Here is a 22,263-nt window from a genome sequence, read left to right as displayed (position 1 = left end):
AGAATTCACCGGTAAGTTACAACAAAATCTAAAATAACCGATGATTAGGTATTTAATCAGTGTTTAAATAATAATATTATTTTTCGTTTGAATCTTCCTTCAGTCCAGCCAGGGCAAACCGGATATCCGCATAGGTGAATTCGCTGCCCAGAACCGCCATCACGTCGCTCATCCTTGTGCTTTTTACGGCCTTTGATGCCTCCAGGATCTGTTCAATCTTTTCTGGTTCAACAAACAGGGTGGGATCAATTTTTCCCTCTTTCACAAAATGAGCCAGGTGGCCTTCGATGGTCGACTCGGCCAACGCGCGCGCTCTTGCAATGGCCTCAATGCCAAGGCCCTGGCGGAACATTTCGTAGGAAATGGTTTTTGAATCAGGCTTTTTCTCCTTGAACTCCGGCTCGGGCTTTTTCTTTTTTCTTCCCCGGGTTTTTTTTGTGGCTTCAGCCTGGGCGGTCATCTGATCCCGTTCCATTTGAAGGTCGGTGGTTTTCAGCCGTTGTTTGTTCAGTTCGGCATTCTCAAGCACTGCAGCGATCAGTTTATCGACCTTGTGGATATACTGAAGGCGTCCGTAAAAAACAACCTCCAGCTCGCGCAATTCCTTGATGTACTTCTTCATGCCGCTGGTCCCGCTGACTTCTTTGATGTGCCCGAAGACCTTAACCGAAAGTTCTTTCAGAAGGGGCTCAAAATAGGTCTTTGCTGCATGGATGCGCTCCTTCAGCAGGGGCAAATGGCTGTCGTGCTGCAATACCCCCTGGCGATGCATTTGCTGGCGGAAGCGGTCGGCAACCTCTTTAATGCTTTTGGCCTGCTCAAGGACTTCAGCGCCAAAAGCCCTGTAGGCCTGCCTTGGTGAACGTTTCTCGTCTTTATTGTAATCCTTAAGGAAGTCTTCAGACACCCAAACCAGGGAAGCAAAATCGAAGGCCTGCTCCACTTCGCGGATCAGAAACAGGCGGGTTTCATGACGGAGCCGGTTCAGAAGGATGTCGGTTCCCGTTTTAATGCCGGAAAATTGAACCAGCGAAGGGTCGGCATCCAGGTTCCGGACAGGGAAAGGGGTGGTGAGCACCAGTCCATCCAGGCTGCGCAAGCGCGACAAGGCCACATAAGTCTGCCCGGAGGCAAATGCTTCTGCCACATCAATCACCGCCTTATCGAAGGTCAGCCCCTGGCTCTTGTGCACGGTGATGGCCCAGGCCAGCTTCAGTGGCAGGTGGGTAAAGGTCCCGGCCACCTTTTCCTCAATTTCGTTGGTGTCCTGGTTCATGCTGAACTTCTTGTTCTCCCAGGTATAGGGTTCTACCTCTGCGGGCGTAGAACCATCGCTGAAGCGAACGACTATTGAATCCTCGCTGATCTCATCCACGGTGCCAATCTTCCCGTTGAAATAAAGCCGCTCGGCCGAGTAATCGTTTTTGATGAACATCACCTGGGCCCCCTCCTTCAGTTCCAGGGTATATTCTACCGGGTACTGCGACTCGTTAAAATCACCATCGATTTTTGCATGGAACTGATGAATGCGACCTTTAAGCTTGTCGAGGGCCTTTCGGTTGATGAGATCGGCCTTGTGGTTGTGGGTGGTGAGGAATACCCAACCTTCCTTTTCGGTGGGGTCGAATCCGGCAACGTAATGGCTGTTGAGCAAGGCCCGGTCAGAGGCATCAAGGATGTTTTCGCGCAGATGGTTGAGCAGGTGAATGAAGCGCAGATCGGTTTGGCGATAAATGTTTTCGAGTTCAATGGTCAGGGGTGGATTTTCCTGCAGGGCCCTGGCATCGAAAAAGAATAGCGATGGGTAATGATGTCTCAGCAACTCCCATTCGTCCTTCTTTACCACCGGGGGCAGTTGCCAGAGGTCACCGATAAACAGGATCTGGAGTCCCCCGAAAGGGATGCTTTTTTTTCGGCGCACATGGCGGAGCAGGGTATCGATGGCATCCAGGAGATCAGCCCTGAGCATGCTCACCTCATCGATGATCAGCAATTCCAGTTCGCGGAGCAGGTTTCGCTTGGTCGCATTGAGTTGGGTTTTACTGAGCAGGCTTTGCGGGGTGGTAACCTGGGTGTTGAGGTGGCTGCCCGAGAATCCTTTCAGGGAAGGAACAAAGGACCCGAATGGCAATTGGAAAAGGGAATGAAGGGTAACGCCCCCCGCATTGATGGCCGCAATTCCGGTGGGCGCAGCAACCACCACCTTTTTGTGGGTGTATCCAACCATTTTTTTTAAGAAGGTGGTCTTCCCTGTGCCCGCCTTTCCCGTGAGGAAAATGTGGCAACCCGTCTGGTTGATAAAGCGGGAAGCAATGGCAGCCGGGTCATGCTGATCTTTCATGCTGAATCATTTGGCGGGTTTTTTCCCGAAAGGGTAAAACTAATAAAATTCAGGTTGATTTAAAAAGAATCACGCCCTGGTTTAGCCAACAAAATGATAATCAAACCAAACACCGGGTTCTCCCCAAAGGCCCTGGCCTTACCTGAACCCTTTCAACAAGAACTTTCCTTAATCCTTTAAGAGTCGGTTTTGGGTCATAGTTCAGACGTAGTTCAGACGTAGTTAAGACGTATCATAAACGTTTTTGCACGTTTAAACTACGTGTCAACAACGTGTTAATTACGTGTTATCTTACAGGCAGATACTGCCTTAAAGCAGGCCGTTTCCTGTCCGGCTTGGGGTTGAGTACAAGGAAACTATTTGAATGGAAAGGGTCAGGGAGGTTTGGGAGCCTTCCGGGTCAGGAAAAGGCACAAAAAAAGACTGCCCCCTGATGAAGGGGCGGTCCCTATTGGGTAAAACCAGTATGTGAAGATGGATTAGAAGCGATAGCCCAGGGAAATACCAAAACCGGTATTTTTCAGGCTGGCCTCATCCTCGCCATCACCTGAATCGGGATTGATCTTAGCCAGGCCAAGCTGGGTGTTAACCTGGAAAGAAAGGCCCATAGCCAGCTCATATCCGAAGAACACATTGGCGCCGAAATCAAAGGGCTTGAACTGAGCCAGTGTTCCGTTTCCTTCATATTCGTTGGTCCATTCAATGTCTTCTTCTGTTGTGGTACTGTTCAGGGTATAAGAAGCTTTTCCTGTGATACCATAACCCAGGTAAGGGCCAAAGCCAAGGATGAACCGTCCGTTGCCCAATACCGGCTTATAAAGCAGGCTGAGGGGCAGATCGATGTATCCCAGGTTGTATTCCAGTTCTATGGTTTGCCCAAGAAATTCGTCACCGGTCTTGGCGCCTTTTGTGGAGAACAGCAAAGCGGGCTGGAAATAAAAATCAGGAGCAACAGGAATTTCAACAACAGCGCCCACGTTAAAGCGGGGGACCAGGTCGAGTTCGAGGGCATCACCGTCAGAATCCTTCCCATTGATATTCTGAAGGTCAAAACCACCGCGCAGACCAAAGGATATTCCCTGCGCCTGAGATTGTGCTGTAAATCCAGCAACAAGAATTATGGCAAAAAAGGCAATTACAATTTTTTTCATATTCATGATCTTTTTAATTTTAATTAGACATAAGGGAGATAAACGGTCAGTTTGAAGTGTTTAACCATTAGTCTTAGTTTCCTTCAGTGGCCTGTTCTTCGGCTTCCTGACGCATTTTTTCATTAGCGGTAATGGCAAATTCTACCCTGCGATTTTGGGCACGTCCCTCAGCGGTTTCATTTGAATACTTGGGCTGTTCTTCACCAAAGCCAATGATGGCAAGCCTTTTGGCAGCAATGGCTTGGTTTACAAGGTAGGTGGCCACTGCACCAGCACGGCGTTCTGAGAGCGCCTGGTTGTATTCGTTTGATCCTGAGCTGTCCGTGTGTCCCAGAATTTCAATATCCGTATCGGGATATTTGTTGAGGATGATCACTAGCTTGTCCAGGTTCTCCATGGCCTGGTCAGTCAATACAGAGCTGTCAAAACCGAAAAGAATGTCATTGGTAAATTCTACAATGATACCTTCGCCAACCCTTTCAACGTTCACATCAGGAAGTTCTTCCCTGATTTCCTCGGCTTGCTTGTCCATCTGGTGCCCAATGATTGCACCGGCTGTTCCACCCACGGCGGCTCCGACCACGGCGCCTGCGGCAGTATTACCTGAAGCCCGTCCTATAATGGCTCCAGCAGCAGTTCCTGCAGCGACTCCAACGGCAGCGCCCTTCTGGGTTCCCGTCAACGCTTTGCAGCCTTGAAATAAAAGGGCGGCCGATAAAATTCCAATGAACATCAGTTTTGTTGTTTTCATAAATCTTTTGTTTTATGTTATTAAAAAAATAAATAGTATTTGAAAAACATTTAACTGCCAAAGCAATGCCAATTAATGGCAAAAATCTTTTGCTTTACATTTCAGCAATTTACGAAAATATCTTGAGAAACTGGTTTTTTAATTGAGAAAAATTATTCTCATTATGAGAACTTTAAGGCCCTTCTCAAAGGGTTATGACCAAGCTGTAAAGATCATTTTTGAGGTTGGAAACAAATTGCGACGCCGCCCCCCGGAGAAAGTCGTACAGGTAGAATACTTTCTGAATTAACTTCCTTTTCTATAATTAGGTAAGCAGTTGGGTTGTCACTCCAATGGGCATCAGGTGCATCTGCGTAAATTCTGGCAAGATAAGTTTGCCCAGCTTTCAGGAAATCGGTCTGAATGGTGATTTCCCTGCCTTCTTGGTTGGTAATGCTTCCAAGGAACCAGTTTCCAGTCTCACGTTCTTCACGTGCTATAGTGATGAATTCACCAATTTCTCCGTCCAATACCCTGCTCTGCTCCCAGTCGACCCCTACGTCACGAATAAACTGGAAAGCCGGGTGACCTTCATAGTTTTGGGGCAGGTCGGCTGCCATCTGTACTGGGCTGTATATCACCACGTAAAGGGCCAATTGATGGGCCAAAGTCGTATTGACCTGGTTGTTGGGCTTTGTGGGGCCCAGTTTGATGTAGAAAATGCCCGGGGTGAAATCAATAGGCCCTGCCAGCATACGGGTGAAAGGAACGATGGTAAGATGCTCTGGGGGGTTACCTCCGTCGCTGGCCCAGGCGTTGAATTCCTGCCCCCGCAGGTTCTCGCTGGCAAAGAAGTTAGGCCAGGTGCGGCGTAATCCCGTTGCCATGACGGTTTCATGTGAGTTGACGGCCACCTTATGCCTGGCAGCGGTCTCCAAAACTTTCTGATAGTGATTGACCATAAACTGGCTGAGGTGGTATTCCCCTTCCGGGAGGATGGTGCCCACATAGCCTGTTTTCACGGCGTGTATCCCCAGGGTTTCAGCCAGGGCAAATGCAGTGTCCAGTTGCTGATCGTAGGTGTTCACCGCTGCTGAGGTCTCGTGGTGCATGATAATATTCAAGCCCTTGCTTTGGGCATATTCCACCACTCCCTTGAGATCGTAGTCGGGATAAGGCGTTACAAAATCATAGATGCCTTCACGGTCGGCCGTGCCGATCCAATTTTCCCAACCGGTATTCCAGCCTTCCACCAAGATGGCATCCAGGCCGTTTTCGGCGGCAAAGTCAATGTAACGTTTTGCATTTTCTGTGGTCGCTCCGTGTCTTCCGCCTGCCATAGCCCAGGTGGAGAGGTCGAGGTGCATCTCCCACCAGATACCCGCATATTTTACGGGCTTCAGCCATGACGTATCTTCAATTTTGCTGGGTTCGTTCAGGTTGAGGATCAGCTTTGATTCGATCAGATCACCCGCACGTTGGGCGATCTGGATCATTCGCCAGGGGGTGTTGAATGGCGTTTGTTTTTCCACCTTGTAGTCGCGCCACGAGCCAACTAGGTTGGTGGCCATTTCAAGGTTCTCCTTGTCGATGGCCAGGGTCATGGCCGCATAATCTACCAAAGCTGCTTCGTGGAAGCTGAGGTAAATTCCGTTGTCGGTTTTCATTGTCACCGGGGCACCAACGGCATTGATGGGGATGTGGGTCTGCGCCAGGTTGGAATGGTCGCGATAGCTCAGGGCCTCGATCTCGCTGAAGCGGCTGGTGCTGTATAGATGTTCGTAGATATCCCAGTCGCCAGGGATCCACCAGACCTTATGATCGCCGGTGAGCTTAAACCGGCTGTGCTCTTCAGTGATGAATACCTTTTCCAAGTTTTCCTGGGCAGGGAATTCATAGCGGAATCCCAAACCATCATCATACAACCGAAACACCAGGTCGAACTCCCGCTTCAGGCCTTCGTTTTCGGCAAAGGCTACCCGAAGTTCCTGATACGAATTTTCCACAAAGCGCTGCTCTCCCCAGGGCATTTCCCAGGTCTCGGAAAAAGCACTGGTTTCTGCCGAGCGAATCTCCAGCCCTTCCTTTAATGGCGGCATATCGAGGAATTCAAAGGCAAGGCCCGAGGTGTCGACCAGCAGCTGGCCTTCAAGGCTGACGGTATAGGCTGCCTGCCCGTCGGCAAGGGTAAAGACTTCCACTTCAATGTTTCCTGATGGAGATTGAATACTGGTTGTTGGGCTTTTCTGGCAGGCGCTGAAAAAACCGGCCAGTAAGATAAGCATCCACAATTGCGTTATTTTTTTCATCTTCCGGAGATATTTTGGGTTAGATAAAAGACTTCGCTTACAGTTTGATAAAGATCTTTTTGCGGTAAAGGATGGTTGCCGGGATAAAAAGGATGCCCAGGTAAAGGAGGGCAAGAATCAGGCTGGCCAGCTTAGGTACCATACCGGTGGCTGTCAGCCATTGGAAGGCATGATATACCAAGCCCCCTTCACCTATGCTGATCCCCCGGAAGAACCAAGACAATAGCCCTGCCAGCACATAAACAGCAATGGCGTTGGTGCCCAGAATTACCCATGGGCGGGTGCAGCAGGTCTTTCCCTGGATATCAATAAAGGTATAGCAGGCCGTCAGGGTCATGGCACCCAGACCTGATGTCAGGAGCACATAGGAACTGGTCCAGATGGGCTTATTCAGGGGAAATACCCAACTCCAGGCATAACCAGCGATAAAGGAAAGGAAACCCGCCACAAATAGCCAAAGGGCCTTTTTCTCCCGGCTGTTGTTTGACAAGAGGATCTTTCCGGTCAGCATTCCCGTAATGCCTGTGGCTATGGCAGGCAGCGTGCTGAGCAGGCCTTCCGGGTCCCATGTGCCCTGCCACATCCTGCCCGGGAGCAGAAAGCTGTCGATCCAGGCCGCCAGATTTATCCCGGGCTCAAGCAAGGGCTGCCCGTAACCGGGTGTGGGAATCAACACCAGGGCGAGCCAATAGGCGATCAATATTAGGCCTCCAATCACAGCTTGTGTTTTCCAGGAAGTATAAATAAACAAAAGAGCAGAGGCCAGAAATACAAGGGCAATGCGTTGCAATACCCCGGCCACCCTGAGCTCGGAAAAAGCAAATTCTGGCCACAGGTTCAGGAAAATCCCTACGGCAAAGATCTTTAAGCCGCGGAACAGGATTTTCCCGGCCATCTCTTTTTTGGAAGCACCCTTTTCCAGCCTTTTTGAATAGGCCAGTGCAATAGAAACGCCAACAATAAACAGGAAGAAGGGGAAGATCAGATCTGTGGGGGTGATCCCGTGCCAGGGCTTATGGAGCAGGGGAGCGTAAACGTGGCCCCAACTGCCAGGATAATTGACTATGATCATGGCCGCAATGGTAAGGCCACGGAATACATCCAGCGAAATAAGCCTTCCCGGAATGCTTTTTTCCATAATATTGGTGGTTATAATGATTGGAAAAGGTTTCTGTTAACCATACCAGATGCGCACAACGGATTATGCATTGTTGTCCTCTTCTGCGTCCTCGCTGTCATCCGGGCTGCCAACCTCCGGCAAAATCAAGCTGGCTTCCGCGCTGCTGAGGGTTTCTACGCTTTTCAGCTTGCGCTGGATGGCGCGGGTGCGTTTGCCCATGACCTCGTCGATCTGGTTGCTGGCCGTTTGGATGTTCTTCTGTGCCTTCTCGAGCATACCGCCGAAGTTTTCAAATTCTTTTTTCACGGCACCCAGGATCTTCCAGACTTCGCTGCTTCGCTGCTGAATGGCCAGCGTGCGGAAGCCCATCTGCAGGCTGTTGAGGATGGCCGCCAGGGTAGTAGGCCCGGTAACGATGACCTTGAAATCGCGCTGCAAATGTTCCAGCAGGCTGGTGCGCCTCACCACCTCGGCATAAATACCCTCAAAAGGCAGGAACATGATGGCAAAGTCGGTGGTGTTGGGAGGATCGATGTATTTGTTGTGAATATCTGCAGCCATTTGTTTGATGGTGCGCTCCAGTTCCCTGTTTGCAATTTCAATCAGGCTTGGATCTGCCAACTCGTAGGCGTCAAGCATTTTCTCATACTTGTCTTTGGGGAACTTGGCATCGATAGGCAGGTAAACGGTTTCCTGTCTGTCCTCACGTCCCGGTAACTTAATAGCGAATTCCACAGACTCTGAGGACCCCTTCTTGGTGATTACGTTGGATTCAAACTGCTCAGGGGCAAGCACCTGTTCCAGCAGCATCCCCAACTGCACTTCCCCAATACCCCCGCGCAACTTCACGTTGCTAAGCACCTTTTTCAGCCCGCCCACGTCCTGGGCAAGGGATTGCATCTCTCCCAGGCCTTTCTGAACGCTTTCCAGTTGTTTGCCCACCAGCTCGAACGATTGCCCCAGGCGCTCGTTCAGGGTCTTCTGCAGCTTCTCTTCAACGGTTTCCCGCATCTGTTCCAGCTTCTTCTCGGTGGTCTCAACCAGCTTGTTTTGCTTTTCTTCCAGCTGGCTAAACTTCTCCCGCTGCAAGTCATTGAATGAAGCTACGTTCTTCTCAAAGGTTTCCTGGAAGTTGCGAAAAACCTTTTCCAGCGACTCGCGCATCTGAGTGTTGTCGGTTTTGGCCTGTTCCGTCAATTCCTGCAACTTCTCGCGCGTAGTAGCATTGATGCGGTCGAGCTGGCTGATGTTGCTTTCCGAGAACTCCTTCAGATTTTTTGATAGGCCCTCGCGAAACTCCCTAAGCCCTTCACTCAGCTCTTTCCTGTTGCCTGTGGTAAGGTTCCCAAACTCTTCCCGGTTGATGCGAAAGTCATCCTTCAGGTTTGCCTCCAGCCGCCCCAGGTTTTTCTCAAGGTCCTCCACCAGACCTTCCAGTCTTTGCTGTCTTTTTTCCCTTTTGGGAAGAAAAACGAGGATCAGAATGATGTTGACCAGGCTGAGCACAGCCAGAAATATCAATAAATAAGTAAACAAGTCCATAAAATCAGTGCGTTGGAAAAATCAAATTCAAGTTTGAAAATTAGCCTATTTGCGGGCAAAAACCAAAAAAGGCGCTCATAAATTTGTTAACTTGCCGCATATTTAGCTTTATGCGATTACAGTCACTGGTGAAGCAATATAAGGCGGCGGTCGAAAAGGTTGCGGCCCTGCAAAAGGAGACACGTAAAGCCGTACTCAGGCAGTATGGGGATATTTCCGGATTCCTCAGTTCCTTGAAGCCCGAGGTGATCAACCGTCCAGATGACCCTCACTTTCCTGAATTGTATGCCTTTTATTCAACGGTTTTTACCCTTCCCGATGAGACCGAGACCTTCGAAGGGTTTGAAGCTACCCTAAACCTCAACTCGGATCCCTTTCTAACAGAGCGTTTTGGATTGCATGAGGAAACCTGGCTATACCTGCGAGAACCCTCAACCGGGGCCATCATAGCCGGCGTAGATTTCAGCACCTATGTTTTGCCAGACCGGCTCAGGAAGGCCTTTGGTTTTCCTGCCACCAATCATGTCATTTATATTTTTGTCAAACCAGAATACCGGAGCCTGGGGGTGGCTTCTCATTTGCTTAAGCTTACGGAAGATTATGCAATGAATTTCACAGGCCAGCGGGGGCCAGTCCTGTTCTTTTGTGAGCAGAATGCCCCTGAATTGATGACTGCCGAAGAATATTTCCACGACAATCTCAACGCCCTCATTGACCAGTGCGAACGCCTGAAGTGGTGGGACAGGCTGGGTTATAAACGGCTGAATTTTAACTATGTGCAGCCACCCCTGAACCCGGGTATGGAGCCTTGCCTCAACCTTACCTTTAATGTCAGAGCAGGCGAAATGGAGGAGGTGCCGTCAGAATTGGTCAGGGAACACCTCGAACGCTTCTTTAGCATTGCGGTTTTCAAAGGACGGGATGTGTTGAAGGACACGTTTTACGGCCGGCAGATGCAATGGCTCCGGCAGCATCCCCTGGTGAAAATCAGTGGCGACCAGGAATATTATGAGGCCCTGAAAGCAAAAATCTATGGTCAACCGGATGCCTGGATGCCATTAAAGGAGCTCTTCTAAGCTGTTAGGCTTAACCTGCCACTTCGTTCGTAAGCCTGTCATATTCCAGTATGGCCTTTTCGATTTCCCCTTTGGGTAAACTGGCCGGGGTGTCATCGGTGAGCATATGAACCGCCCAGCCGTGATGATTCTGCCTGGTGTTTTCGGGCAGATGCAAAAAGCCGTGGTTTGCCCAGAACCGAAATTTGCGCAGGCTTGCCTGGTCACTTTCGTGGGGGACCCTTGCCAACAGGAACTTCAGCCCCTTGCCGTTCTTCTCCAGGGCATCCTGCCTCAGCATTTGCAGGGCGTGGTCAACCAAGCGCTTTCCGGTACCATTGTTGCGGTAGTTTTGGGCCACGGCAATGCTGTCGATCACCCCGCATTTTGACCCGGGCAGGTACAAAGCCGTTGCCCCTCCAACCACTTCCGTTTCTTCCTTTAAGGCCAGCGAGATATGAAAGCTGCACTGCTCGGAAGGCTTGCGCATCAGGGCAAACATCCTGTCGAGTGAAAGGGCAGAGGGCAGTTTTTCAAATTCCTCCAGGTAAGTGTCGGCATAAAAGTTGCACAGGTGACGGATGCCTTCCTTATTGCCGGCCTGTACGCCCACCACCTCGAAATCCGACTCCTGGGTGACAAAGTAATTGTCGAAGGTGTCCAGAATTTCGCTGATGGAGAAAGGGGTATCTGTAGCCAGGTTTGTGCTGAACCAGCCTTGCGGATCCTCCCGCCGGATCTCATGCAGGCGTTTTAAAAACAGGCTTTCGATAAAGGTATTCATCGAAAGACATAGCTGATACTTACGTTTTCGGTATTCCGTATGCCCGGCAATATACTGAAAATGCCGGATACACTTATCCACAAGGGAATTGGCAAGAAACTTATAATTGGTGGTATCGGCCAGGTTGGCGTGCTCAAAGAAGGTGACGCTTTTGCGGGGGGTAAAGCCTGGATTGGTTGTATCGACCAGGGCAAACATGATCCACAGATAAGCTGAGAAGAAGTAATTGTCGGCCTTCAGGCTGTGCTTGATCTCGTAATGCTCCAGTTCCATCAGGAATGAAATGCCCAGTGCAGGTGCCGAAAGTCGCTTTAAAAATGGCATCGCACGCAGGTCCATTTCATCACGCTTATAGTTATAATATTCGGAGCTGTCAACCAGGCGGCCCCTGATCATACAGTTATAACCAAATTTCTTTCCCCCGTTTTCTTCTCCTTCGTGACATATTTTTTCCCACAGGCTGTCGCCCACCTCATCGGTTTTCAGCACGATATTCACCGAGTTCGATTCATCGCCAAAGCCATATTGTATCAGTTTATTTTTCTGGGGCGCATATTTGATCTGGTAACTCGGGCCCCACATCAGCCAGTTGTAAGTGAAATACAGCTCTTCGGGCAGGATGGCTGTTTCAGGAGGCTGCTCTTCGCCAAATGCTGTGAAATAATTGCCCAGGATCTTTTCCCAGTCCTCATCATAGCGGTCGTTCAGCCCAGTGATGAAAGTAATGGGCACAATGAAGCCCTCGTTGATCTCAGTTTGAATAATAAACGACAAAGGCTCATCAGCAGGTATGGCAAACTTATCACTGGCCTTATTTTGCTTAAAAAATTCGAAATATGCGCTGACCAGTTCGTTGAACTCTGCAGAAGCCACATCAAAGCAAGTTTCCACCTTTGCAATGTAAGTCCCCGACTCACCATTATCATCAATAAACCGCTTGAAGGTACGAAGGAATTTGCGCCAGAATTGCCGGTTCTGGTGAAGCCCCCCTGTGTGAAAGATGGCCAGTTCGATGTAAACCCGGATCAGTTTGCGCGGACTCTTGTAACAAGCCCACAAAACCCGTGTGATCTCACCAAAACTCAGGCCCAGCGAACCCAGTAAGCTCCGCAATGGCCTTACATAGGGGATGGTGAAAAAGATCAGCCCCGCCATAAAGGCAAAGAGAAGCAGCAGAAATTCAACATAGGTGTTTACGTAACCAATCAGGTCGGCCAGGCGGGTCAGAAAATCGGTCAGCATCAGGGGGTGGCTTTAGGGTTTACTGCTCTGAGTGCACATACGGGCCCGAAATTACAACATGTTACCCTAATTCTGACCGTAATTTTACGGAAAAAAGCACCCTGAATTATTTTTCTTTTTGGGCATTTTCCCAAAGTTTTCCCCAAAAACTATGCCACCCCGAGACAACAGACCTTTCCGTATTTACTTATCCCTTTCTGAGCCAGTAAAAATGACTTCTATCGCCCGTTCATGGTTTTCAACCAGAAATTGAAACTATGTCCGGGAACATGATCCATGAAGGTTTTGCTTGAAATCCCCCAAGAGCTATTGTATTTTTTATCTTTCTTAATCTTTCTGAGCTTGCTTTTAGCAAGCTAGAACATTTTTAGTTAACCTTTTTACCTCTTCACTGGTTTTATTTGCTATTTAATTATTTCGGCGGTCAATCGCTCCTCGGAAATCTTACCGTTTTTAATTGTGACATAATAATTGTGCCGATCCTGATGAAGAGATAAAGATTTAACCATTTTCCCATTGATAAAAAGGAGGCCAGCATCATCATCGCAGGCGAAACCTGGCTGCAGGGCTCCGGACAAAATAGCCTCCTTGAATAGGGACCTTCGCTGAGGTTCATTGTAATGGGGTGAGTGGCTGAAATCAAGAAACCCAAGGCCCTCAATCAGTGATAATGCTTTTGGTCTGGAATCACTGTACCCGCCTGTAAACCAGCAAAGGGAACCTGCGCTGCCTCCCGCCAGGACAATTCCTTGTTCATAGGCTTGCTTGAGAAGGGTATCAATTCCCTGGACTTTCCATACCGCAAGCATATTCAAGGTATTGCCTCCTCCAACAATCACTGCATCAGAGGACAGGATCTCCTCAGCAAAGGTTTTTTGCCCGGGTGCAGAACTAATGAAAGTCCGGATGACGATGGGTTCAAGGGGTAAGTCGGATACCATCCGGCTCCAGTAATCAATAACCCTTGGATCATCCGCTGCGGCTGTCGGAAAGAAGCAAACCTTTGGTCTGGGCTTTCCGGTCAAAAATATTACATATTCAATGTAAGCCGGATCAAGGCCATTGCCATATACCAGAATGGTTTTATCGCCTTCTTTGCGAATGGGGTTTTTGTTCTCTTCCCTTCCATGACAGGAAAGCGTGTAATATATTCCAAGGGCAATGCAGAGGATCAGCAGGATCTTTTTCATAATTCTCACCTTATGTTAAAGCACTTTTTAGGATCACAACCAGGACAAGGAATCCCAGAAGTATCAGGGCTTGAACCAAGACAATGGTCGTGATGTCCAGTTTACGGTTCGCTTCAATATTTGCTGAGGCCAGGGCCAGGGCATCGTCATTCAGGTCAGACAGGCAGACTTTTATGTGGTTTTTGTGGTGGCGGACCTGTCTGGTATCAAGGATGTACCCCGAAATTATCCCAAGAAGGCAAAGGAAGGAAAATACAAAATAACCCATGGTTTCTATCGGTTTGGGGTAGCCGTAGGCCAGGTAAAAATAGAGTAAAAGGCCAGGAACGAACCCGAACAAATAGGTGGTTGCCCTGAAGATCGCTGACACCGGAAATTTCCGCTCAAGGAATATCAGGATGGATGAAAGGTTTTCTTTGGAGGATTTCCCCATGTCAGCACTCCTTTTGAATGCTGAAAAATACTTCATCTCGATAAAAAAGAAGAAACCCAGGAAAGCCAAAAGAACGACGTTCAATGTAATGATCAAATCATAACCCTGGTAAAATATTAGGTTCAGGGTAATAAACACAGCCGCTATGGACTTAATGATGATATCCCTCAAGAATATAGATCTAATCTTTTCGAAGATTGATTCCGACCGGCCTTGTATGAATTTCTCGATGGAAGTTAGGCCATATCCTGGAATGCCGGAAAATTCATTGATATTATTCCACCGATCTTTTATCTTATTCATTTTCAATTCTTTTTAATATTTCTTCTAGTTTTTTTCTTACCCTGACTAACCTTACGCTAACCGCCGATTTAGTCAAGCCCGTGATTTCTGAGATCTCCTCGTAATTTTTTTCTTCCAGCCAAAGGAGAATAATGGCCCGGTCAATGTTTTGCAACAGGCCAATGGCCTTGAATAAATTTGCGGTCATCTCATCTTTTTCCGGGTCTTTGATCTGGTAATGCTTTTCAGGAATAAGTTCAACGGTTTCCACATTTCGTTTTTTTGTCCTGACAGAGCTGATCGCAGTGTTCAGTGCAACCCGGTATAGCCAGGTGCTTAATTTGGCATCTCCCCGGTAATTTCCATGAGATCTCCAGAGTTGAAAGCAGATTTCCTGGTACAGGTCTTCCTTATCGTGGAGGGTTTCGGAAAAAATCAGGGCAATCTTATGGATGATGCCCTTATTGCCTTCAATAAGGCCCATGAATGCTTTCCGGTGTCCTTTTTGCAATCTCATTTAACACTTCTTAATCAATAGGTCGAAAACAACGAAAAAAAACTACATCTCCATTCCGAAAAAAACAGATGAATCCAGGATCTTTATTTTTCCTCCAGCCTTTTAAGGATCCCTAAAGTTCTGTGATAAAATTTTTTAAGGCATAAGAAGTTCCGTTTTTTTGTAGCTGAAACTGAAACCCCTTTGGGCTCTATTTACAGAAAAGCGTTATCATGGTTAATGATTTACCAGAGGTATGGGATCAGCCGGTATTTCGTGTTCCGGCAATATTCAGCATATTCCGGGAATTGCCTTTTCAGGAGGGCTTCTTCATTGCGGATCCTCAATACCAGCGCCAGGGGTATCATCATCATTGGGATCACGCCCCACCAGGAGCCCAGGGCGATTGGGGTGGGCACATACATGATCAGCACGCCGACATACATGGGGTGTCTGACCAGGCTGTAAAGCCCGGTGGTGATAAGATCCTGATGCTCTTCCACTTCCACGATGCGCGAAGCATAGCTGTTTTCCCTGAACACCCGGAAGATGATCAGGTAACCCAATAAAATGACTAGGTCGGCCAGCAGGACTATGTTAACCGGCACCTCCGACCAGCCGAAACGCCGGTCAAGTCCTGATACAACAAATCCCACAAGGAAAACGATCGTAAAAATTACCTGGACGATCACCTGGGTTTTCTCCTTCTCCCTGGCGCGGGTCCTGCGGTCTAGGAACCGTGGGTCGCGTTTCAGAAAATAACTCAGCACAAAAAGCATGGGAATGACCACAATTCCCGTGTAGACATAAAACTCCCAGTAATTGAAGGTGCCTGCGGGCAAGAGCACGATCGTGGCCAGCACCAGCGGCAGCCCCGCAAACCTGGCCACGATCTTCCGGATCAGTTGCCGTTTTTCTTCCGGCTTCATTTCACTCTTTTTCATCTTTTGATCTTGAAATAAAAATGAATGACATGATAAAAATGATTTTTTGGGTTCCAATTCATGATCTGGCTTCCTGGGTAGTATTGCCGGATGAGAAAATTCACCCATGACTAAGAGAAGTTCCCAGGACCAGCCCTCCGAGCAGCATCACCAGGCTGATCAGCAGCCAGCCCCAGGTTTTCCGGAAAGGCGGGAGGCTGAGGGTGCCTTCCTCATTAATCAGTGAAGTCCAGGCTCTATACCCCCGTTTGGTCTCCCAGCGCTCAAACAGGTAAACCAGGATCCCTCCCGGAACCGAGCCCAGGACCACATAGGCCCACCAATTGGCCACGGCCAGTGGCGAAAGTGGGATGATCAGGGAAATGTTCAGGTTCCGGTTGGACAGGATCATGGCAACCGGGACAATGCCGGCCAGGCTTAAGAAGGCAGAGATGACTGCCTGGAGAAGACGCTGGAAAAGGAATCGCGGAAAGCCTTTTTGGCTTAAATGAACCATCAGGATACCCTGAGATAGCCACACCAGGATCAGGGGCAAAATCAGGATCAGGAAGAGCTGAAAAAGCGGGGAAGCGGTTCCGCTGATGGTTTCCAGGATCAGGAGGGTCAGGCCAAGGGTAAAAAAGATCACGATCGGGATTAGGTTGCCTGTTGTTTCAATGATTGAATTCCTGACAACAGGGGTCTCCCTTTTTATTTTCGCCAGGGAACGGGCTATCAATCCAAGGGGGCCCAACACCAGCACGGCGGCAAACCAGAAACTGGATCCCTTCCTGGTATCTTTTAAAAGGATGATTAGCATCAAAAGGCTGAATAAAACCAGTGCCGGCCATAAGATCCCGATGATCCGGCTCATTCTAAAGCCTGCCCGGGCTTCCTGGTATCGCCTGGCGGCCTCCTCCCGGACATCCTCCGGGAATAGCTGGCTTAAGGGTCCTGATTCCCGTGGGTTGGCCAGCTCACTGGCCACTTCAAGAACCAGCGGGCGGTCGTATTGGTAGAAATAATAGATATAAACCACTCCTTTGACCAGGTCAGCCACCAGGGTTTCCAGGGTCCAGCTTGAACCCTTTTCCACGTGCACGGCATCCATCACTTGGGTGACCTCCTGAAAATCCATAGGCCCGGGTTTGCTAATAAGCTCCCCGATAAGGGCTTCAGCACGGTCGTAACGCCAGCAGGGAAAACCAAACCCATTGTCCGGGTTGGCCACATTGAAGTTGGTGGAAACCAGGAATCCGTCCCCCGGGGGTTTTCGCCGGAACACCATCTCGCCGTCGGCCCCGGCACTGATGATGACGGCATCGCCCGTGGCATCGGCGAAATGCAATTGGTCGTGCATGTAAGGAGGACGCTGGTGGAGATTAACCCAGGCAATGACCTCTTCCACCCTTGCACATTCTTGCATGATCTGCATGCAATAGAGGTGGTAGGCTTCTGAAACCGGGATCCTTTCCCGGTGGGGATTTACCTCCACCCTTGGCAAACCGTTAGAATCATAGGCCAGTCCCTTTTCATTCACCCCCTGCTGGGGATTATCCGGGGTGCCAATCCAAATCACGCCATAACGGGTGGAGTCGCCTGGATCCACCCAATACCAGGAATCGGGATTGATGTAATCGTCATTTCCCCCGAAAAAAACACGATCTCCTTTGGCCACTGAAATGACCGTACATCCTGTAACCGGAGGATTGTTGTCAATGAATGGGAAAGGTCCAAAAGGCAGTGAATGGGATTTCATCCCGATCAGCAAGAGGATTGTGAATATCAGGGCTCTTTTTATCATTTCTTTTGGGTCTTATAACGCTTTAAATATTGACAGGTGTGGTCATTCTTTCCGTTGAAAACCGTTTAACCAATCAGCCATGGTTCGAAGGCCGAGTTCAAAATTTCCGATCTGGCAGTGGTTTTCTGCCTGTTCATCGGGGTAGAACATTTTCCCGGTGACCGACCGGGCATTTACCAGGGCCTTCAGCTGCATCCCATGCATTTTCCGGGGGATAAAATGATCGTGGCTGCCCGAAAGGATCAAAACGTCCTGTTTCACCTGGTCTGCCCTTATGTTCTCTGTGTTCAGCTGAAGATAAAGATCCAGGGCTTCCAGGGCTTTTGTCTTTTGGGTGATGAATTTCAGCTGGTCAACCATCCAGCCTTGAACCCCCTCCCTGTTGCTGAATTTCCATTCCGCCATTCGGTTCATCATTCCCGGCCAGCGGGTCATGGACCAGAGGTGTATTTTCCGGAGAAAGCCCGGCATGCTTTTCATATAATCTATGGCATGCCCGTTGGCGATGACGCGTTTTACCCGTTCCTCGAAGGAAGCCGCCCGCAGGCAGAACCAGCCTCCCATGGAAAGGCCGATGAGGGTCACGTCTTCAAGGCCAAAGTGATCGAGGATCGCCCGGACTGGTTTTTCCCAGGCAATGGTGATGGGAAGGCCATGTTTTCTCAGGCTGGCACCCTGCCCCGGCCCTTCAAATCCTATGACTTCATAGCCCCGGGAGGCAAAATACCACATCATTGAATAGAACTCTTCAATCAGCGAATCAAAGCCCCCATGAATCACAAGGGTTCCTTTCCTATCGCCCTTGGGATTGATCCTGAGGGCAGAGAGCAAAGCATTTTCATAGGGGATCAGGTGGCGCTGATAGTCATCGCCTTCAAAGGCCTGGTCAAATAATGAAATGAATGTTTCGTAGAGTCCGGATTTTAACGCATCTTTCCATTTCAGGTAAAATTCTGCCGCCCGGTAATAAAAGGCAGCATTCATAAGCCTACCCTCCTTTTCGGCCGTCGTGGCCAGTTTCAGCATCTCTGCCGTCCAGTCACTGAAGGAATGAATCCTTTTCCCAACATCCCAAAGGTCTTCCCTCCGGGCATACCCGAATGAATATGGACGATTCAGCTGAAAATTATACAACTGCTTTTTGTGAAAGGCCTCATAGCCTACAGGAAAGATAAATGCCTGTTTTCCCCATTTTTCCATGGTTGTCCGGATTTTTTGGGAGTGTGGTTTTCACCTTTTGCCTGTTAAACTTGGCTGTGAATGCGAATAGAAAAATCTGCATTCAAAAAATGAGCGATTTGAACCCCAGCCGGTTCCGGAAATTTAAGAAAAAAATGAACAGGGTACTCAAAATAACCGATCAAAAATAGATGCGACCGGTTTTTTGGCTTTTTTGATTTCAACTGGGGGCTTTCAGGTTAAGATCTCAAGGGGTGAATGTTTCTTTTTATCATACCAGGCTTTTCCAACCCCTGGTTTATTCGTACATCTCCCCGGGATTGGTATCGCAGATTTCCACGATCAGTTCAGCAACGGCCGCAGTCAGGTCCAGGAAATGCTTCTCCCCCTTTTCCCGGGTGGCAGGCCTTGGGTTTCCGACCCCCGTGTCTTCCGTCACCAGGGGCCATTTCCGCTCGGTCCAGGCCCATCCTTCCCGGAAGGCCCGGATCCGGTTCTGTTTTTCCCTGCCCTCACCCCAGTCCTCTTTGGGCAAAACCAGGTCGGGGCGAAGGTACAGCATGAGGCTGGTTTCCATTTCCCCGGCGTGGTCGCCCGCCTGTTCATAATATTTTTCCTTTCCCGGTATCTGGTACCAGTTGGCCAGGCTGAGAAACATGCCGGGGTATCTCAACCCGAGCTCCCGCAGGATGGGTTTAAAGTCATTGCCCCCGTGACTGTTGAGGATCAGTAATTTAAGAATTCCCTGGTGATGCAGGCCATCGACGATATCGGATAAAATGGCCATCAGGGTGCTGGGATTAAGGCTGATGTCCAGGTAAATGTCGCGCTGCCCTGTATTGACGCCAAAGGGCAGGGTAGGCAGGACAATGACCCTGGCACCTTTTTCCCAGGCAAGCCTGGCAGCCTCCGCGGCGATCCGCTCCGACTCAATATTATCGGTTGAATAGGGCAAATGATAATTATGAGCCTCCGTAGCCCCCCAGGGTAAAATGGCTAGTTCAAAACTTTGATTTTTCAGGGCATGCCAGTTAGTTTCTGCCAGAATATACGGTTGGGTTCCAGGCATTTTTCCTTTTTCCCAAGCTAAACCGTCTTTAGGATTATGAATACGTTCTTTTTTCCTCATTTCATTTTTATCTTTCAAAAACCAATTTCAATTGTATGGATTTAGAAAACCAACTCTCTATGAATGAGATTAAGGATTCTGCTCAACAGGGTGGCAATAACCTGGGTTTTTTCTGTCACCCTGATTCACATTAGGTTTACCCTAAAAATAAGGACATCAAAAAGCGAAGGGTTTAGTTGTAGACCAGTGTCACAGCCATTCTTTCCCAAAATTTTGGGGAGTAAACAAAGATATCATCCGAAGTATAGGGTATATTATCCTGGCCAGCATAAATTTGAATCAGGTCGATGGTGTTAAAGCTCATGGTTGCCTGAATGGACCTGATCTCTCCTTCTGGTATGCTGGTTATCGTAATGGGATTATGCTGATGGCTCCTAATAATATATCCGGTCTGCCCCAATGGGTTATCATTCGTTCTGATATCCGGTATATCATTATGAAAAACAAAAGTGGAATCGGTATTTCCAAATGCATAACAAAAAGTCAGGTTGCCATAATTACCATTAGAACCAGTCCAGTTTGGAATGAAAATCGGGGCTACAAAATCTTGATAACCTGCTTTTACAAATCGGCCAATTTTTTCTGCACCTATAGAAAAGCCATCAAAACTGCCCACGCCTGTACCATCAAAATTTAAAAATTGTAACATATTCCCATAAAAATTTTCATACTGTTCAGGTAACTCAAGTTCCTGGTAAAAGAAAATGGGAATGACAAGGAAGTAAATAAGATCGGTCGTTTTGCGTACGTTAACTTCTTCTGGCACAAAGCTTACAGTGCTGCCATTGCTGAAATCAGCCAAGCGTTGGGGATTTGCAATCTCTGAATGATTCTCAAAAAGATCAATATTAAATTCATCCCCGGGATATTGATCTTCGTGCCAATTGGTGAAACGTAAATGTAAAAACTTACCGACAAACCGGCTTGGGGTAATGCTTGTGATGTAATCTCCAAATTGCGAATACTGGTCGCTCGTTAAATCATCAGAATAAGTTTTTAATTCAGCATTCAAAGGGTTTGAAAGCTCGTAAGTCATAGTGCAGCCCAGTTTTCCTCCCTCTTTTTTACAACCAGAGAAGATGGATAGAAAGGCAAAAAGAAAGATTATCCTTTTCATAATTTCCTGTTTTTAATTTACTGGAGTGATTTATGGATTCTCAAAAGTACGATTGCAATGGTCAGAAACAAGGGAAAGCCTTCTAAATTGCTGGCCGAAGAGAGGCTTATTGGCTGCATCAAAGCAAAGTGAGCCTCTTCCAAAGATAAATAACTCTGTCAATTATTTTACCTGATATTTAATGCTATTAAATTTTTTTTGAAACATTGGGGCATCTGCTGAGGTGCTCTTTATTTCTCCGAGATCACCTCAAGATCCAATACAGGTAATACTTCCTTCCAGCCTAATCTATGTTCGGTATCTGGAAGAATTATATCGTTTTATAAAAACATATTTAAAAAAATTGTTAAGACCTGGTTATGATGCACAACAACGGCCAAACCAAGACCCAAATAAGGCTAAACCAAGGGGGAAATCACTATGCTTTCAGCGTGCCATATCCTCCATCCACATGAATGATCTGCCCGGTGATCCATGAGGCTTTTTCGGAGAGCAGGAATGCGGCGGTTTCGGCCATGTCTTCCGGTTTGCCGAAACGTTTGAGCGGATGCCGCTGGGCAGCTGCTTCCTGCTTGGCTTCTCCTTCGAGCAGGCGGGCTGCAAGGGGGGTGTCGGTCAGTGATGGGGCAATGGCATTGAAGCGGATGCCCGGCGCAAATTCAGCGGCCAGCGAACGGGTCAGACCTTCTACCGCACCCTTGGCAGCAGCGATGGAGGCGTGAAACGGAAGGCCCGTCTGCACAGCAACGGTCGAAAACAGCACTACCGAGGAATGCCCTGCCTTCTGCAGGGGCTTCAGGGCCTCCTTGATGACGATCACTGCCCCCGACAAATTGATGCGGAATTCCTCCTCAAAATCGGCTGGTTTGATGGCCTTAAAGGACCTCAAATTGATGCTGCCCGGACAATAGGCCAGTCCGTGCAGGACCTCGGGCAGAAAGCCGCTGAGATCAGTTAACGGATCAAGAATATCACCCTGGAGGTGGATTGCACCTTCAGGCAGGACTTCAGCTCCCTTGCGCGATACGATATACAGCTGGTGTCCTTCTCTGACAAGGGTGTTGGCAATGGCGGCACCAATGCCTGAGGTGCCGCCAATAATGAGGTAGTTTTTCGACTCCATGTTTAACTTGTTTTAATAAAAGTTAAACAAGTTTGTGGGGGGATTGTTTCCTGGCGTTTCTTTTTGTTCAAAAAAGCTTTAAAAACCTTACCAGGAAAAACTACCATCATTGAATGACGAACCATCCAAACCTGCTTTTTAGGAAAGATAACATAGCTTATTTCTGGCGGTTCAGAATGACCAGTGCAGCAATCACTCCGGGAACCCATCCTGCAAGGGTCAGCAGGAATACGATGAGCACGGAACCACAACCCTGATCGATCACCGCCAGGGGTGGAAACAAAATGGCAAAAAGGACTCTCAGGAAAGACAT

General features: G+C 48.5%; 18 protein-coding genes. 1 reads left to right on the top strand and 17 read right to left on the bottom strand.

Annotation, left to right across the window (positions count from 1 at the left end):
- Nucleotides 1-76: 76 nt before the first annotated feature.
- From V2I46_01140 to rmuC, 6 genes are all read right to left on the bottom strand, one after another.
- A complete protein-coding gene (locus tag V2I46_01140) occupies nucleotides 77-2,341 on the bottom strand; it encodes a helix-turn-helix domain-containing protein (protein ID MEE4176092.1) in 2,265 nt (754 codons plus the stop codon).
- 479 nt (nucleotides 2,342-2,820) lie between these two features.
- Nucleotides 2,821-3,492, bottom strand: a complete 672-nt coding sequence (locus tag V2I46_01135; protein MEE4176091.1) for a porin family protein — start codon at nucleotides 3,490-3,492, stop codon at nucleotides 2,821-2,823.
- Between the two features lie 73 nt (nucleotides 3,493-3,565).
- The gene (locus V2I46_01130; protein ID MEE4176090.1) at nucleotides 3,566-4,243 is read right to left on the bottom strand and encodes an OmpA family protein; all 678 of its coding nucleotides are present in this window, start codon (nucleotides 4,241-4,243) and stop codon (nucleotides 3,566-3,568) included.
- Nucleotides 4,244-4,455: 212 nt separating this feature from the next.
- Nucleotides 4,456-6,531, bottom strand: coding sequence for a glycoside hydrolase family 97 protein (locus V2I46_01125; GenBank protein ID MEE4176089.1), 2,076 nt, complete (start codon nucleotides 6,529-6,531; stop codon nucleotides 4,456-4,458).
- 37 nt (nucleotides 6,532-6,568) lie between these two features.
- Nucleotides 6,569-7,669, bottom strand: coding sequence for a heparan-alpha-glucosaminide N-acetyltransferase domain-containing protein (locus tag V2I46_01120; protein MEE4176088.1), 1,101 nt, complete (start codon nucleotides 7,667-7,669; stop codon nucleotides 6,569-6,571).
- Nucleotides 7,670-7,732: 63 nt separating this feature from the next.
- Complete coding sequence (gene rmuC, locus V2I46_01115) at nucleotides 7,733-9,193, bottom strand: DNA recombination protein RmuC (GenBank protein ID MEE4176087.1); 1,461 nt, start codon at nucleotides 9,191-9,193, stop codon at nucleotides 7,733-7,735.
- A gap of 110 nt (nucleotides 9,194-9,303) precedes the next feature.
- On the opposite strand from rmuC, the gene V2I46_01110 reads away from it, so the two are divergent.
- A complete protein-coding gene (locus V2I46_01110) occupies nucleotides 9,304-10,269 on the top strand; it encodes a GNAT family N-acetyltransferase (protein ID MEE4176086.1) in 966 nt (321 codons plus the stop codon).
- A gap of 10 nt (nucleotides 10,270-10,279) precedes the next feature.
- Here V2I46_01110 and V2I46_01105 read toward each other — a convergent pair whose 3' ends face one another.
- From V2I46_01105 to V2I46_01055, 11 genes are all read right to left on the bottom strand, one after another.
- Complete coding sequence (locus V2I46_01105) at nucleotides 10,280-12,274, bottom strand: GNAT family N-acetyltransferase (GenBank protein MEE4176085.1); 1,995 nt, start codon at nucleotides 12,272-12,274, stop codon at nucleotides 10,280-10,282.
- Nucleotides 12,275-12,678: 404 nt separating this feature from the next.
- Nucleotides 12,679-13,464 (bottom strand): peptidase E, encoded by a 786-nt coding sequence (locus V2I46_01100; GenBank protein ID MEE4176084.1) that lies wholly within the window; start codon nucleotides 13,462-13,464, stop codon nucleotides 12,679-12,681.
- 10 nt (nucleotides 13,465-13,474) lie between these two features.
- Nucleotides 13,475-14,200, bottom strand: a complete 726-nt coding sequence (locus V2I46_01095; protein MEE4176083.1) for a hypothetical protein — start codon at nucleotides 14,198-14,200, stop codon at nucleotides 13,475-13,477.
- Nucleotides 14,193-14,696 carry an RNA polymerase sigma factor gene (locus V2I46_01090; GenBank protein MEE4176082.1) on the bottom strand — a complete coding sequence of 168 codons (504 nt, stop codon included), beginning with the start codon at nucleotides 14,694-14,696 and terminating at the stop codon, nucleotides 14,193-14,195. The genes V2I46_01095 and V2I46_01090 overlap by 8 nt, the downstream gene beginning before the upstream one ends.
- 224 nt (nucleotides 14,697-14,920) lie before the next feature.
- The gene (locus V2I46_01085) at nucleotides 14,921-15,619 is read right to left on the bottom strand and encodes an isoprenylcysteine carboxylmethyltransferase family protein (protein MEE4176081.1); all 699 of its coding nucleotides are present in this window, start codon (nucleotides 15,617-15,619) and stop codon (nucleotides 14,921-14,923) included.
- Nucleotides 15,620-15,719: 100 nt separating this feature from the next.
- The gene (locus tag V2I46_01080; GenBank protein MEE4176080.1) at nucleotides 15,720-17,402 is read right to left on the bottom strand and encodes a hypothetical protein; all 1,683 of its coding nucleotides are present in this window, start codon (nucleotides 17,400-17,402) and stop codon (nucleotides 15,720-15,722) included.
- 42 nt (nucleotides 17,403-17,444) lie between these two features.
- A complete protein-coding gene (locus V2I46_01075; GenBank protein ID MEE4176079.1) occupies nucleotides 17,445-18,602 on the bottom strand; it encodes an alpha/beta fold hydrolase in 1,158 nt (385 codons plus the stop codon).
- 277 nt (nucleotides 18,603-18,879) lie between these two features.
- The gene (locus V2I46_01070; protein ID MEE4176078.1) at nucleotides 18,880-19,650 is read right to left on the bottom strand and encodes a creatininase family protein; all 771 of its coding nucleotides are present in this window, start codon (nucleotides 19,648-19,650) and stop codon (nucleotides 18,880-18,882) included.
- Nucleotides 19,651-19,882: 232 nt separating this feature from the next.
- Nucleotides 19,883-20,827 (bottom strand): hypothetical protein, encoded by a 945-nt coding sequence (locus tag V2I46_01065; protein MEE4176077.1) that lies wholly within the window; start codon nucleotides 20,825-20,827, stop codon nucleotides 19,883-19,885.
- A gap of 418 nt (nucleotides 20,828-21,245) precedes the next feature.
- Entirely contained in the window at nucleotides 21,246-21,950 is a 705-nt protein-coding gene (locus V2I46_01060; protein MEE4176076.1) for an SDR family oxidoreductase, read from the bottom strand.
- Nucleotides 21,951-22,107: 157 nt separating this feature from the next.
- Nucleotides 22,108-22,263 carry a YqaE/Pmp3 family membrane protein gene (locus V2I46_01055; protein ID MEE4176075.1) on the bottom strand — a complete coding sequence of 52 codons (156 nt, stop codon included), beginning with the start codon at nucleotides 22,261-22,263 and terminating at the stop codon, nucleotides 22,108-22,110.

Source organism: Bacteroides sp. (genome assembly GCA_036351255.1).
Taxonomy (GTDB): domain Bacteria; phylum Bacteroidota; class Bacteroidia; order Bacteroidales; family UBA7960; genus UBA7960.
The sequence above is the reverse complement of the archived record's forward strand: the minus strand, read 5'-3'. Positions and strand labels throughout refer to the sequence as shown.

Excerpts from the sequence above, each read along its gene's own strand:
- V2I46_01090 (MEE4176082.1), bottom strand. The coding sequence starts at position 14,696 with ATGAGATTGCAAAAAGGACACCGGAAAGCATTCATGGGCCTTATTGAA.
- V2I46_01135 (MEE4176091.1), bottom strand. The coding sequence starts at position 3,492 with ATGAAAAAAATTGTAATTGCCTTTTTTGCCATAATTCTTGTTGCTGGA.
- V2I46_01070 (MEE4176078.1), bottom strand. The coding sequence starts at position 19,650 with ATGCCTGGAACCCAACCGTATATTCTGGCAGAAACTAACTGGCATGCC.
- rmuC (MEE4176087.1), bottom strand. The coding sequence starts at position 9,193 with ATGGACTTGTTTACTTATTTATTGATATTTCTGGCTGTGCTCAGCCTG.
- V2I46_01075 (MEE4176079.1), bottom strand. The coding sequence starts at position 18,602 with ATGGAAAAATGGGGAAAACAGGCATTTATCTTTCCTGTAGGCTATGAG.
- V2I46_01110 (MEE4176086.1), top strand. The coding sequence starts at position 9,304 with ATGCGATTACAGTCACTGGTGAAGCAATATAAGGCGGCGGTCGAAAAG.
- V2I46_01095 (MEE4176083.1), bottom strand. The coding sequence starts at position 14,200 with ATGAATAAGATAAAAGATCGGTGGAATAATATCAATGAATTTTCCGGC.
- V2I46_01100 (MEE4176084.1), bottom strand. The coding sequence starts at position 13,464 with ATGAAAAAGATCCTGCTGATCCTCTGCATTGCCCTTGGAATATATTAC.
- V2I46_01105 (MEE4176085.1), bottom strand. The coding sequence starts at position 12,274 with ATGCTGACCGATTTTCTGACCCGCCTGGCCGACCTGATTGGTTACGTA.
- V2I46_01085 (MEE4176081.1), bottom strand. The coding sequence starts at position 15,619 with ATGAAAAAGAGTGAAATGAAGCCGGAAGAAAAACGGCAACTGATCCGG.
- V2I46_01055 (MEE4176075.1), bottom strand. The coding sequence starts at position 22,263 with ATGTCTTTCCTGAGAGTCCTTTTTGCCATTTTGTTTCCACCCCTGGCG.
- V2I46_01060 (MEE4176076.1), bottom strand. The coding sequence starts at position 21,950 with ATGGAGTCGAAAAACTACCTCATTATTGGCGGCACCTCAGGCATTGGT.
- V2I46_01080 (MEE4176080.1), bottom strand. The coding sequence starts at position 17,402 with ATGATAAAAAGAGCCCTGATATTCACAATCCTCTTGCTGATCGGGATG.
- V2I46_01125 (MEE4176089.1), bottom strand. The coding sequence starts at position 6,531 with ATGAAAAAAATAACGCAATTGTGGATGCTTATCTTACTGGCCGGTTTT.
- V2I46_01130 (MEE4176090.1), bottom strand. The coding sequence starts at position 4,243 with ATGAAAACAACAAAACTGATGTTCATTGGAATTTTATCGGCCGCCCTT.
- V2I46_01140 (MEE4176092.1), bottom strand. The coding sequence starts at position 2,341 with ATGAAAGATCAGCATGACCCGGCTGCCATTGCTTCCCGCTTTATCAAC.
- V2I46_01065 (MEE4176077.1), bottom strand. The coding sequence starts at position 20,827 with ATGAAAAGGATAATCTTTCTTTTTGCCTTTCTATCCATCTTCTCTGGT.
- V2I46_01120 (MEE4176088.1), bottom strand. The coding sequence starts at position 7,669 with ATGGAAAAAAGCATTCCGGGAAGGCTTATTTCGCTGGATGTATTCCGT.